The sequence below is a fragment of the Vibrio sp. 1562 genome, assembly GCF_033340155.1.
GTDB classification, from domain to species: Bacteria; Pseudomonadota; Gammaproteobacteria; order Enterobacterales; family Vibrionaceae; genus Vibrio; species Vibrio alginolyticus.
Genome location: NZ_JAWOVY010000004.1, coordinates 206004 through 219301 on the forward strand (window position 1 = coordinate 206004; position 13298 = coordinate 219301).

Sequence of the window (13298 nt, forward strand, 5' to 3'; positions counted from 1 at the left end):
TCATCAACTTGATGAAAATATGTACCGATATCCTATTGTGAAAGCGATATCGGTACTGTTATCCATGTTTCTTGCGTTCTCTACGGCTAAAAACTCAAGCGCTGAATTTTCCATTAGATATCGATAGCCTAATACCAGTTCATTAGAGGCATCAGCAAACTCTGTGGGCCCTTCTGTTGAGCCTTGATACCAATGATATTCCAACATCAGGTGATGGTTATCTTCTAAGGCATAACGGTACCCACCCGCAATGGCAATCGTATTATGTCGATAGGGCAGATCGAGCAAGGCACGGTCATCCGAGCGAAAAGTCATGCCAATCATCGAATAAAATGCATGAGCATCACTTAAGTAGCTGTAGTTTAATTGGAAGCCTTGCTCGAAACTGCTACCTTGAAAAGTGCTGTGAGCCACATCGTTAAAATACAAACTGCCGCCAATCGATAGGCCGTGATGTTCATTTTGGAACACTTGATACTGCAAGTAAGTAGATAGGTTATTGGCCAGTGTTTGTCCTTCGAAATCATCTTCAAGCACATCATATTGCGGCATTGAAATGTAAAAACGATCTCTGTCTACTTTATCCCGCCCATTTTGTCCGATACCGAAAAGTTTATGGAAGCTTTTCGTCAGTCCATCTAAATGGTTGTCAGCGGCAAAGACCCATCGATAGTTGAGCTCCCACTGCCAACGGTTGCTGACTTGCCATTTGCTGCCTAATTCGATTTGATTGTGGTAATAATCCAGTGCGTATTCATCAGTATGAGCCCAAACACTTGCCACGGTTCCCGAACCATAAGCTTCGACAAAACCATAGGGTAGACTATGTCCTGAACGCAGTACGTTGGTGTGACTAACCACTTGCATTGGGGATTGTGCGTAAGAACGCAGCGGGCCATATAAGTCATTTGATGCGAAGGCTTGCAAAGAACATATCGAGGTGCTTAGAAGCACCATAAAGCGCGATTTGAAATAGACCATGATGAATACCTACATACAAACTACTCTATAAAACAACTATATACCTAAATCGCACGTTGAGCTCTCGCCCAGCGTGTTAGGTTTTGTATCGGTTCACACGTAATAGGCGATATTGTAATTTGTTGTGTAAGTTCATTGAGGGGCAATTCCGTTTACAAGTTATGCTGTCTCTTAAAAAAGCATGATCAGATTGTCGTGACGGGTCTGCGGTTAAGTTCTTATGACAAAACAAAATCGCGCTTTGCATTCTAAATGTGAGCTAGGTACAATCCCATTCTCGATAACGGTCCGGTATTCGTGTTACCGAGAGGCCTTTATTGACTCTCAACTATTTTCAACAAATAGCTTCTAATTTGAATAACATGTGTTGCTTGGTGTGCAACACCACTGTAAAGGACATAGCATGCCTATTATTACTCTTCCTGACGGCAGTCAGCGTCAATTTGACAACCCAGTTTCTACTATGGAAGTTGCGCAATCGATCGGTCCTGGTCTTGCCAAAGCAACTATCGCTGGTCGTGTAAACGGTAACCGCGTTGATGCGTGTGATCTAATTGAAGAAGACGCAAGCCTTGAAATCATCACAGTTAAAGATGAAGTAGACGGTCTAGAAATCGTTCGTCACTCTTGTGCTCACCTTCTTGGTCACGCTCTTAAGCAGCTTTACCCTCAAGCTAAAATGGCGATCGGTCCAACCATCGACAATGGCTTCTACTACGATATCGACCTAGACGAATCTCTAACGCAAGAAGATCTTGAAAAGATTGAAAAGCGTATGAAAGAGCTAGCGAAAACCAAGTACGAAGTGGTTAAGAAAAAAGTAAGCTGGCAGGAAGCGCGTGATACGTTTGAATCACGTGGCGAACCATACAAAGTGGAAATCCTTGACGAAAACGTATCTCGTGATGATCGTCCAGGCCTTTACCACCATGAAGAATACATCGACATGTGTCGTGGTCCTCACGTTCCTAACATGAGCTTCTGTCAACACTTCACTTTGCTGAATGTTGCAGGTGCTTACTGGCGTGGTAACAGCGACAACAAAATGCTTCAACGTATCTACGGTACGGCTTTCCACGACAAGAAAGCACTGAAAGCGCACCTAACTCGCCTAGAAGAAGCGGCGAAGCGTGATCACCGTAAGATTGGTAAGCAACTAGACCTATTCCACATGCAGCAAGAAGCACCGGGTATGGTGTTCTGGCATCACAATGGTTGGTCTATCTTCCGTGATCTAGAAGTATTCATCCGCGCTAAGCTAGATGAGTACGGTTACCAAGAAGTGAAAGGTCCACTTATGATGGACCGTGTTCTTTGGGAACGCTCTGGGCACTGGGACAAATACGCTGATGCAATGTTCACAACTTCTTCTGAGAACCGTGAATACGCGATTAAGCCAATGAACTGTCCAGGTCACGTACAGATCTTCAACCAAGGTCTAAAATCGTACCGCGACCTACCGCTACGTATGGCTGAGTTTGGCTCATGTCACCGTAACGAACCATCTGGTGCACTACACGGTATTATGCGTGTACGTGGCTTTACTCAGGATGACGCTCACATTTTCTGTACTGAGAGCCAAATTCAAGAAGAAGTAACAAACTGTATCAAGATGGTGTACGATACGTACCAAACATTTGGTTTCGACAACATCGTAGTGAAACTGTCTACTCGTCCAGAGAAACGTGTAGGTTCAGATGAAATCTGGGATCAATCTGAAGAAGCATTGAAGCAGTCTCTTGAATCGATGGATATCCCATACGAAATTCAAGAAGGCGAGGGTGCGTTCTACGGCCCTAAGATTGAATTCACACTATACGATTGTCTAGACCGTGCGTGGCAGTGTGGTACTGTCCAGCTAGACTTCAACCTACCAGGTCGCTTAGGTGCAACTTATGTAGGTGAAAACAATGAACGTCTTGTACCGGTAATGATTCACCGTGCGATTCTAGGTTCACTAGAGCGCTTCATCGGTATCCTTATCGAAGAATATGCTGGTTTCTTCCCAACTTGGTTGGCGCCAGAACAAGCAGTTCTTATGAACATTACTGATAAACAGTCAGGTTATGTTCAAGAAATAGTACAAAAACTACAAAAAAGTGGAATTAGAGCTAAAGCGGACTTGAGAAATGAGAAGATTGGCTTTAAAATCCGCGAACATACTTTGAAGCGTGTACCGTATATGCTTGTTGTTGGTGACCAAGAAATGGAAGCTGGCGAAATAGCAGTGCGTACTCGTAAAGGTAAAGATCTTGGTAAATTTAAAGTGGATGATTTTATTGCATACATCCAAGACGAGATCTCTAGCCGTAAGCTCAATCTGGAGGAATAAGCTATTAAAGGCGGAAGACGTGGCCAACAGCCGGTAAAACAAAACCCGCACCGTATCAACGGTGAAATTCGTGGTATTCGTGAAGTTCGACTAACAGGCGCTGACGGTGAATCAGTTGGTGTTGTATCGATTCAAGAAGCCATTGCAGCTGCTGAAGAAGCTGGTATGGATCTCGTTGAGATCAGTCCTAACGCCGAGCCACCTGTTTGTCGTGTGATGGACTATGGTAAGTTCCTCTTCGAGAAGAGCAAAACTGCTAAAGAGCAGAAGAAGAAGCAAAAGCAGGTCCAGATCAAGGAAGTAAAATTCCGTCCTGGAACTGATATTGGAGACTATCAGGTAAAACTACGCAACCTGACGCGTTTCCTTGAAGAAGGCAACAAAGTGAAAGTAACAATTCGCTTCCGTGGCCGAGAGATGGCACACCAAGACATCGGTGTTGACGTTCTAAATCGTCTTAAGGAAGATACTGCAGAAATTGCTGTAGTTGAATCTTTCCCTAAGAAGATTGAAGGTCGCCAGATGATCATGGTGCTAGCCCCTAAAAAGAAGTAATTAACGGCTCATCAAGTAATTAAAACCTAGCCGCTTTCCTTTATATAAAGGCATATGGCTGGGTTTTGTTCGCCCTAATTACGTTGTTTATTAAACCTACTCAATGCGGAGTTATTCATCATGCCTAAGATGAAAACCAACAAAGGTGCTGCTAAGCGTTTTAAGAAAACTGCTGGTGGTATTAAGTACAAGCACGCTACAAAACGTCACATCCTGACTAAGCGTACTACTAAGAACAAGCGTCAACTACGTCCGAATGCAATCCTTCCAAAATGTGAAGTGGCTGCAGTAATCCGTATGTTGCCATACGCTTAATTCTTTTTAGTTATCAATCGTTTAGTTTAGGAGAAGCATAATGCCTCGCGTAAAACGTGGTGTACAAGCTCGTGCACGTCATAAGAAAGTTCTAAAACAAGCTAAAGGTTACTACGGTGCGCGTTCACGTGTTTACCGCGTAGCTTTCCAAGCAGTTACTAAAGCTGGTCAATACGCTTACCGTGACCGTCGCGCTAAGAAACGTCAATTCCGTCAACTATGGATTGCACGTATCAATGCGGCATCTCGTCAAAATGGTCTATCTTACAGCCGTTTCATCAACGGTCTGAAGAAAGCATCTATCGAGATCGACCGTAAGATCCTTGCGGACATCGCTGTATTCGACAAAGCTGCATTTGCAGTTCTAGTTGAAAAAGCGAAAGCTGCTCTTTAATTAGCAGTTTAGGATTAAGAGAAGGAGAGCATTAGCTCTCCTTTTTTATTGCTAAAATTTATACCCAAATGACTTTTAGCTTGGCTATTTAGAGTATTGTTTATCAGTGTTCTCAATTTATTGGTTAGCATCTTATGTTAGTTATAAGGTAGCTTGGGTATAAATTTTTACGTTTATAAGGGATTAAAAATGATCTACACAACGACCGAAAGCATTCCTGGCAAGCAGATCTCTGAAATCAGAGGGGTTGTAACTGGTAATGTTGTTCAATCAAAGCATATTGGCCGTGACCTCATGGCGGGTATCAAGAGCATTGTTGGCGGCGAAATTCGTGGTTACACGGAAATGATGACCGACGCGCGTGATATTGCTATACAGCGCATGGTGGCGGACGCTGAATCTAAAGGTGCCGATGCAATAGTAGGGATTCGATTTACCACAAGCTCAATCGTAGATGGTTCTTCGGAAATTTTGGCATTTGGTACTGCAGTGAAACTAGCGGACTAGTCTACTTGAATAGCATTGCAAAAATGCTAATAGAGAGCGGTGAATTATTATGCATTTACCGTTCTGTTCCTTTTAGGTTAATTATTCTAGATTTTTGTAGAGAGAATAGGTTTATATTCTCAACTTTACGTTACTATTAAAATTAATCACGATGATTTAGAGTAATTGCTTTACTTTTATTTTGCATATTATTTTATATCTATAATGAAATTGAATTCATATTGAATTTTTCATTTGTTGTGTGAATTCTCTTTTCGGTATATTAATTCATGTTTTTCTTATAAAAATATGAACTTATACCTTGCCAAGCGGTTCTAAATTGTTACAAATACTATACAGCTGTAACATTGCCAAAAGGAATTGTAGATGAGAGATCTGACTCCCGAATACTTGCTAGCCGCATTACGCCAAGCGATTAAAACAAAAGGGCTAACATATCGAGAGCTATCTGAGAAAATGGGTATGCCACTATCTACCTTTAAGAGACATCTTACAAGCACGAATCTCGCTTTAGATAAGTTGCTGGAATATTGTAGAGCGGTTGATTGCACGTTAGATGAACTACAAAAGCTCGCAAATCAATTGCAAGGTGAAGACGAGGATTACTTTAGTCGCACACAGGATGAAGTATTCTTTCAATTCCCTCACCTTTACGACTTTTATCGTGAATTGAGAATGCTTCGAGGTAAAGACGGTTATTCTATTTTAAAGAAAAAGTATGACTTGTCTGAGCAGAGCATGTCTGATTACTTAAAAGCATTAGAGTTGTTGGATCTCGTTTACGTTGATGAAGATAAAAATATAACGCTGCACGGGCCTTTATATTATAGCTATGCAGAGAACTCCAAGCTCAACGACAAATATACCGAAATCATAAAAGAGCAGACGACTACCCACGATAAGTGTGTTCGCGTTGCTTTGGCGCGTATGAAAATTACTGAAGAACAGCTTTTGTTACTGGAAGATCAAGTTGCAAAGACCGTCATTGATTTTCATTCCAAAAATGTTGTAGCAGAGAACTTTAATGTCTCTGATTTTACTAATATTGTTCTACTTGCTGGGCCACATCAGCCAGTCACATTCTCTGACGGCATTATTGAGACAGAGGGGCGATTTATTGATGATATTCGTTATGCCATCGCAGCTGCAGGTGATAAGCCAAGCCTATCTATATAGATTTTGAGCCTTTTTTGAAGAGAGTTTCTGAAAGGGCGTTGCAAAAGAAAAAGCCTAAGACAGCAAATACTTTGTAAGTAGGGCATTCAGCGGTGTTTGCTCTTAATTCAGACTTAAAGTGTGTTGGGCTTATTTCGAATAATACCTGTTCAGCATCTACTTTCGTTATTTTTAACATGCTGATTTCCTTCGTTGTTCCTCCCAAAGCCTCTCTCGCTTCCTCTACAAAGAAACCATTCTCGTTGAACCAAGCATCCTGTAGCTACTTGGGTATGCATAATTGGTAGCTATTTATCTTCTAATTATAAATTCATACTTGAAATGTTTGTTTTTTGATCTATTATGACGAAGTGTCATTTGTGACGGTTCGTCAACTTTAGTTGCGTTCCCGTATTAAAGAATCGTGTTACAATTATTGGGAGTGTGTTGGTATACGGATCAAAGGATTATGTTTAACTTTCGCTGTAAAAAATATAGCAAGCAAGACGGATGTCGTGTGTCTTCAGGGCTAACAAAAAAGCAACAGGCGATTGCTGATCGTGAGATAGAGCTTATTCAATTGGCTAAGTCTTTAGTTCAAGAGCAAGGCTTTGCCAACTTAACGATGGACAAGCTTACAGCGTCAAGCCCTTATTCTAAAGGGACGATCTACAATCATTTTTGCAGCAAAGAAGATGTGATTCTTGCGCTTTGTATTCATTCGCTGAAAAGCGAAGCAATATTTTTCGAACGTACCGCCAAATTTAATGGCAATACCAGAGAAAAAATCATTGCGATGCATGTAGGTTATCGTATTTACGCTCGTATGGAGCCAGTACTATCAACTTGTGCGATTGTTGCAAAGACGCCTTGGGTTCTAGAGAAGGCTTCGCCTAAACGTGTGAATGAACTGAATAACTTGGAAGAACAAGTAATAGATGGTGCTGATGCGCTGGTGAACAATGCGGTAGAATGTGGTGATCTTAAGTTTTCTCCCGCAATTGGTTCTGATGCTATTGTATTCGCCAACTGGTCTATTGCATTCGGTTCAAACGCTTTGGCGCAAAATGCATCGAACAGTCGATGTATTCAGCGAATTCAAGACCCATTCTCAGTACTGCACAACGCGAATATGTTACTTGATGGTTTAGGTTGGTCGCCTTTATCTACAGAATGGGACTACCGTAAAACCTGGCGTCGAGTGGAGCAGGAGTTATTTAGTGAAGAGCTTGCTTATTTAGAGTCAGTGAATCGCTAATAAACTGGAAAGGCCAATCTGACGTTATGGTTGGCTTTTTTATCGCACTATTGTGACGAATCGTCATTAAATCTCGAGGGTTGGCGTTCAGCCAATGATCACGAGAAGCATAGGAAGTTACTAAAAACTGACTTATGTAGCCAAATTCATTCGATCTAAAGTTTGCATGTCGAGTTTGTCTGGTTATTTACAGCATTTGCTGTTTTTTTAGTTTTTAAATTTGACGAAACGTCACAAAAGGAGAGTGTGATGCCACATCACAACGTTCAACAATACGCCCGTTCAGGGTGGGGTAAGCTACCAACGAATTACAGTGTATTGGTGATGCTTGCTACCGTTTTATTGATTGTCATAGCAACTATTGGAGGAAAAAATCTTTACTTTAGAGGAGATTACGACATCTTCTTTGATGGAACAAATGAGCAGTTACTTGCGTTTGATGAAATTCAAACCACCTTTGCAAAATCTGACAGTCTTGCTTTGGTTATAGCGCCAAAGAGCGGCACTGTTTTTACTCCTAGTACATTATCTCTTATTCAGCAGATCACTGACGAGGCGTGGCAAGTTCCATACTCCACCCGCGTTGATTCCCTCGCCAACTACCAGCATACCGAAGCGTTTGAAGATGATCTTCTTGTCGAAGACTTACTGTATAGCGAATATGAATTGACACCTCAACGAATAGAGAAAGTCAAAAGTATTGCGTTGAGTGAGCCGGTTTTGAAAAGTTCACTGATTTCTGAAAAAGGAGATGTCACGGTCGTAAACATTACGGTCCAACTCCCTGAAATAGATAAAACTGCTGAAGTACAAGAGGTGGTTGCTTACATAAACGGAATGATTGAACGTTATCAGCAAGTGTACCCAGACACGGAATTCCACAAGGCTGGTATTATTGCAATGAACTACGCATTTATGACCGCAGCCCAAGATGATAGCGCAACATTAGTGCCTACTATGTTACTAGTGATATTGGTGTTTCTGACCATCATGTTGCGCTCATTGCTTAGCGTCATCGCGACGCTCATCGTTATTATCGGCTCGGTTATGGTGACAATGGGCTTGTCAGGATGGGCTGGTATGTTCTTAAGCACGGCGACCGTTAATGTGCCTACCTTGGTGATGACGCTTGCCGTCGCAGACTGTGTACACATCATCGCGACAATGCGTCAGTCTATGCAAAACGGCTTTAGTAAAGCCCACTCTATTGAGCGAAGTATTGCGCTCAATTTCATGCCTATCTTGATTACCTCCATTACCACCGCGATCGGCTTTTTAATGATGAATATGTCGGATTCTCCAATCCTGAGAGATTTCGGCAACCTATCAGCCCTTGGCGTCATGGTTGCTTGTTTCCTTTCCATCACGTTACTTCCCGCCTTGCTTAATATCCTTCCGGTTACGGTGAAGTCGGATACTTCTGATGAAAGAAAGCACTTTATGGATCATTTAGGAGATTTCGTGGTGTCAAAGCGACATGCGTTATTGCCGTTGTCGGTGCTTGTTATTGTCGCGAGTGCGAGCTTGATTCCGCTGAACAAAGTCAATGATGAATCCGTCGAGTACTTTGGCCATAGCAATGAATTTCGCCGAGCGGCTGATTTTATGGAAGAGCGAATCAGTGGCATGGCGAACATCAGTATCGCGATAAAAACTAACGAATCGCAGGGCATTGCCGATCCTAATTTTCTCAATTCCGTGGGTAAATTTACTGACTGGCTAAGGTTGCAGCCAGAAACGGACCATGTTGCGACCTTGAGCGATGTTTATAAGCGCCTAAACAAGAACATGCATGGAGATGATCAGGCTTATTACTCGCTCCCTCAAGACAGAGAATTAGCGGCTCAATATCTGCTGCTTTATGAAATGTCACTACCGTATGGTTTAGATTTGAACAACCAAATCAATGTAGATAAGTCGTCGATCAAGATGGTTCTCACCGTGGAGAACTTGGGCAGCGTCGAGCTTGTTGATTTGGAAAATCGCATTTACCAATGGTTTAACGAAAACGCGCCTCAATATGATGTTGTTGCGTCTAGTCCTTCATTGATGTTTGCGCATATTGGTGAAACGAATATGGCCAGCATGCTGTCAACCTTGCCCATTACTCTTGTCTTAATCTCTGCATTACTGATCTTTGCCTTGCGTTCGTTCAAGCTTGGCTTAATTAGTCTTGTCCCGAATATTGCTCCTGCGCTTATTGGTTTTGGTATTTGGGCGCTGGTTTCTGGCGAGATTAACTTGGGATTGTCTGTCGTTGTGACATTAACGCTTGGTGTTGTTGTCGATGACGCCGTTCACTTTCTTTCTAAATATCAACACGCTCGTAAAGATGGCCACAGTGCGGAGCAAGCGGTTCGCTACGCCTTTCGCACCGTGGGGCGCGCGCTTTGGATTACGACGGTCGTGCTTGTTGCTGGTTTCTCTGTTCTGGCGATGTCGAGCTTCCGCTTAAATGCCGATATGGGACAGTTGAGTGCCATTGTTATCTTCATTGCTCTTGTTGTGGATTTCATCTTTCTACCGACTCTACTGATGTTGTTTGACAAAGGCGTTTACGACGAGGTAGAGCGCCGAAATAAGCTTAAATCAACTGACTCTCAAACCAAGACTGTTACTCAGTCATAACGAATTAAAGGATTGAACATGAATTTAGTAAAAAATGCCTTAAAAGTATCAGTACTTTCTGTCTCGCTTATTATGAGTCATGCGGTGTTGGCGGATGAAGCCAAAGGACTAGAAATTGCCCAAGAGCGCAAAGCCCGTGATGGAGGGTGGGGGGATTCTGTTGCTACGATGCAAATGATTCTGCGAAACGCGCAAGGAGAAAGCAGCACACGTTTAATGCGCTTACAATCACTTGAAGTTGATGGCGATGGTGACAAAGGGCTCACGATATTTGATGAACCGAGAGATGTAAAAGGCACGGCGTTTCTCAACCATTCTCATACGGTGGGTGCCGATGACCAATGGCTTTACCTTCCTGCACTGAAACGTGTGAAACGTATTTCCTCGCGTAACAAATCAGGTCCTTTTATGGGCAGTGAATTCGCGTATGAGGATCTCAGTTCCTTTGAGATTGAAAAATACCGTTTCAACTACCTAAAAGATGACAGCATAAACGGGCAAGATGTTTTCGTCGTAGAGCAAATTCCGACCGATAAGAACTCAGGTTATACCAAGCAAACGGTGTGGTTAGATAAAGCGCATTATCGTCCACTTAAAGTTGAGTTTTACGACCGCAAAGGCTCTTTGTTAAAAACGCTTTCTTTTTCCGATTACAAGCAATATCTCAACCAATATTGGCGAGCGCACACTATGGCGATGACAAACCATCAAACAGGAAAAAGTACTGAGCTAACGACTAGCGAAATGCGTTTTAACACTGGATTACAAGACAATGACTTTCATAAGAATGTGTTGAAGCGAGTGAGGTAGTGGAGGAAAAATGAAGCGATTAAATGTTGGGTTGTTGCTTAGTGCAGCAGCCTTTTTTTACTCGATGCCTCTGACTGCCGTCGAGCTCGCAGGACAAGTCAATATTGAGCATCGTCAGTTTTTTAAAACGGGCTCTCAGGGTCAGAGCAAAGCGCAAACGTCATTGGTTTTGCAGCCAGAATTTTACTGGGAGATGCAAAATGGTGATGCAAACTTTACTTTCACACCTTTCTATCGTCTGGATGGTCTAGACGATGAGCGAAGTCATGGTGACATACGAGAGGCACTTTATCTGACTTATTGGGATGATTATGAGCTTCGAGTTGGGATTAGTAAGGTCTTTTGGGGAGTGACTGAATCAGCCCATTTAGTTGATGTAGTAAACCAAACAGACTCTATTGAAGCCGTTGATGGTGAAGATAAGCTCGGTCAGCCGATGTTACATTTTACCTCTTTCAAAGACTGGGGTACCGTCCACGCAATGTTGTTACCTTACTTTAGGGAACGAACGTTTGCGGGTACAGATGGCCGCTTGCGAACCGAACCCGTTGTCTCTGATGATGCTATCTATGAATCAAGCAGAGAAGAGAAGCACGTAGATGTGGCTTTTCGATATTCGAAAATGCTTGGCGATTGGGACGTAGGCCTAAGCTATTTATATGGAACAAACCGGGATCCCTACTTTCGTTTTGAGTACGGAGAATTAAAGCCTTACTACGCTCTGATGAGTCATGTCGGTCTCGATGTGCAAGGAATTGTTGGCGATTGGTTATGGAAACTAGAAAGTGTTTATCGAGATAGCGCTGATAATCATGTCGGTCTTGTGACGGGTTTTGAGTATACCTTCGTCGGTGCATTTGACACGGTTTGGGATGTGGGAGTTATTGGTGAGTACCTCTATGACAGTCGAGGGAACAACGCACAAACTATCGGTCAAAATGATGTGTTTGCAGGTATTCGTTGGGCGCTCAATGATGAGGACGGAACGGAAGTATTGACGGGAATCACGAAGGATTTAGATAACGCTGATGTTTACAATGCTAAGTTAGAGGCGTCGAGCCGAATATCGAATCACGTTAAGTGGCAAATTGATGCTTGGTTGTTTAAAAATGAAACACCAAATGATTTGCTCTACTTTGCTAGAGATGACGATTTTATCGAGCTATCTATTCAATACTATTTCTAAAACAAAAGGGCACAACTAAACGGCAGATTAACTAAAGATGACATTTTTGACGTTTTTGTGCTCTTTTTATTCAATAACCTCTTCTTTTCGTAATTCAATTTGGCATTGGTGCCCGGTTTGGCTACTATGTACAGCTATCAAAAAACCAATCACTCCCTTATGGACACTACCTACAGGTAGATGAGGAAACGATGCAACATCTAGAAGAGATCATTGCTAGCGCGAGCACTGCAATTGAAGCTGCCGAATCGCTAGTCGCACTTGATGAAGTGCGTGTTCAGTATCTGGGTAAAAAAGGTGAGCTAACTGCTCAACTTCAAAGCCTAGGCAAACTACCACCAGAAGAACGCCGTGAAGCTGGTCAAGAGATCAACAAAGCGAAAGGCGTAGTTCAGCAAGCTATCGCAGCTCGTAAAGATGCACTACAACGTGCTGAGCTTGAAGCGAAACTAGCAGCAGAAACAATCGACGTAACACTACCAGGTCGTCGTATTGAAAACGGTGGTTTACACCCAGTAACTCGTACTGTAGAGCGTATTGAGAAGTTCTTTGGCGAACTCGGTTTTAACACCGAGGCAGGCCCAGAGATCGAAGATGCATTCCACAACTTCGATGCGCTAAACATCGCAGCTGATCACCCAGCGCGTACTGACCACGATACTTTCTTCTTCAACCCAGACTTGATGCTTCGTACTCATACGTCAGGCGTACAGATCCGTACGATGGAAAATGGTAAACCACCATTCCGTTTCATCGCACCAGGCCGTGTATACCGTAACGACTACGACCAAACGCACACGCCAATGTTCCACCAAGTGGAAGGCATGCTGGTTGATGAGAACGTAAACTTTGCTCAGCTGAAAGGCATCCTGCACGATTTCCTATGTAACTTCTTCGAAGAAGAAGTAGAAGTACGTTTCCGTCCATCTTACTTCCCATTCACTGAGCCTTCAGCTGAAGTAGACGTGAAAGGCAAGAACGGTAAATGGTTAGAAGTACTAGGCTGCGGTATGGTTCACCCGAACGTGCTACGTAGCGTAGGTATCGATCCTGAAAAATACTCTGGTTTCGCATTCGGTATGGGTGTTGAGCGTCTAACAATGCTTCGTTACGGCGTGAACGACCTACGTGCGTTCTTCGAGAACGATCTTCGTTTCCTAAAACAGTTCAAGTAATC

13 protein-coding genes are annotated in these 13298 nt (G+C 42.9%); 11 read left to right on the forward strand and 2 right to left on the reverse strand.

Annotation, left to right across the window (positions count from 1 at the left end; genetic code table 11):
• Positions 1–3: 3 nt before the first annotated feature.
• On the reverse strand, positions 4–981 hold the full coding sequence (locus R7Z49_RS06095) for a DUF3187 family protein (protein ID WP_064353836.1): 978 nt from the start codon (positions 979–981) through the stop codon (positions 4–6).
• A gap of 403 nt (positions 982–1384) precedes the next feature.
• On the opposite strand from R7Z49_RS06095, the gene thrS reads away from it, so the two are divergent.
• From thrS to R7Z49_RS06125, 6 genes are all read left to right on the forward strand, one after another.
• Positions 1385–3313 (forward strand): threonine--tRNA ligase, encoded by a 1929-nt coding sequence (thrS, locus tag R7Z49_RS06100; RefSeq protein ID WP_005395892.1) that lies wholly within the window; start codon positions 1385–1387, stop codon positions 3311–3313.
• Between the two features lie 3 nt (positions 3314–3316).
• Entirely contained in the window at positions 3317–3868 is a 552-nt protein-coding gene (gene infC / locus R7Z49_RS06105) for a translation initiation factor IF-3 (protein ID WP_080276913.1), read from the forward strand.
• 120 nt (positions 3869–3988) lie between these two features.
• Positions 3989–4183 carry a 50S ribosomal protein L35 gene (rpmI, locus tag R7Z49_RS06110; RefSeq protein WP_005377932.1) on the forward strand — a complete coding sequence of 65 codons (195 nt, stop codon included), beginning with the start codon at positions 3989–3991 and terminating at the stop codon, positions 4181–4183.
• Between the two features lie 40 nt (positions 4184–4223).
• Positions 4224–4577: a 50S ribosomal protein L20 gene (rplT, locus tag R7Z49_RS06115; protein ID WP_004727974.1), complete on the forward strand. Its 354-nt coding sequence runs from the start codon at positions 4224–4226 to the stop codon at positions 4575–4577.
• 189 nt (positions 4578–4766) lie between these two features.
• Positions 4767–5084: a heavy metal-binding domain-containing protein gene (locus tag R7Z49_RS06120; RefSeq protein ID WP_005377919.1), complete on the forward strand. Its 318-nt coding sequence runs from the start codon at positions 4767–4769 to the stop codon at positions 5082–5084.
• A gap of 366 nt (positions 5085–5450) precedes the next feature.
• Positions 5451–6260: a helix-turn-helix domain-containing protein gene (locus R7Z49_RS06125; RefSeq protein WP_005385480.1), complete on the forward strand. Its 810-nt coding sequence runs from the start codon at positions 5451–5453 to the stop codon at positions 6258–6260.
• Here R7Z49_RS06125 and R7Z49_RS06130 read toward each other — a convergent pair.
• Positions 6253–6438 carry a hypothetical protein gene (locus R7Z49_RS06130; RefSeq protein WP_031780965.1) on the reverse strand — a complete coding sequence of 62 codons (186 nt, stop codon included), beginning with the start codon at positions 6436–6438 and terminating at the stop codon, positions 6253–6255. The two genes, R7Z49_RS06125 and R7Z49_RS06130, sit on opposite strands and share 8 nt — an antisense overlap.
• A 270-nt stretch (positions 6439–6708) precedes the next feature.
• On the opposite strand from R7Z49_RS06130, the gene R7Z49_RS06135 reads away from it, so the two are divergent.
• From R7Z49_RS06135 to pheS, 5 genes are all read left to right on the forward strand, one after another.
• On the forward strand, positions 6709–7497 hold the full coding sequence (locus R7Z49_RS06135) for a TetR/AcrR family transcriptional regulator (RefSeq protein WP_005377913.1): 789 nt from the start codon (positions 6709–6711) through the stop codon (positions 7495–7497).
• Positions 7498–7746: 249 nt separating this feature from the next.
• Positions 7747–10125, forward strand: coding sequence for an efflux RND transporter permease subunit (locus tag R7Z49_RS06140; RefSeq protein WP_064353837.1), 2379 nt, complete (start codon positions 7747–7749; stop codon positions 10123–10125).
• An 18-nt stretch (positions 10126–10143) separates the two neighbouring features.
• Positions 10144–10935, forward strand: coding sequence for an outer membrane lipoprotein-sorting protein (locus R7Z49_RS06145; protein WP_064353838.1), 792 nt, complete (start codon positions 10144–10146; stop codon positions 10933–10935).
• A 10-nt stretch (positions 10936–10945) separates the two neighbouring features.
• A complete protein-coding gene (locus R7Z49_RS06150; RefSeq protein WP_064353839.1) occupies positions 10946–12121 on the forward strand; it encodes a hypothetical protein in 1176 nt (391 codons plus the stop codon).
• A 191-nt stretch (positions 12122–12312) separates the two neighbouring features.
• Complete coding sequence (pheS, locus tag R7Z49_RS06155; protein ID WP_005385470.1) at positions 12313–13296, forward strand: phenylalanine--tRNA ligase subunit alpha; 984 nt, start codon at positions 12313–12315, stop codon at positions 13294–13296.
• Positions 13297–13298: the final 2 nt, after the last annotated feature.